Annotated in this window: 1 protein-coding gene; it reads right to left on the bottom strand. The window is 63.1% G+C overall.

Annotated features, from left to right (window positions below):
• Positions 1-263, bottom strand: a 263-nt coding sequence (locus ACZ3GY_RS24245; RefSeq protein WP_465912320.1) for a hypothetical protein, incomplete at both ends; no start/stop codon positions are given.

Below are 263 nucleotides of genomic sequence, written 5' to 3' on the forward strand. Positions count from 1 at the left end.
TGTTGATCTGCGCCAGCATCGCGCTCGGGACGAACGTGATGAATAGCACCGGCAGCATCTTGAGCATCTGCTTCGTCTCCTCCACCTGGGTCACCGTGCTCAGCGACCACCGCGACGTGCTCCTGCTCCCCTCGATCTTCACAGCCGCTTTGCTCAGCACGCTGAAATTGGGCGTGTACGGCAGCGGAGACGTCTTCTTCTTCTCGTACTGGTTGGGATCGAGCTCGTGCAGTTCGCGCGGGTCCGCGGGCGCGGGGACGCGG

It is taken from the genome of Pseudomonas sp. PME37.24/006, from assembly GCF_055556635.1.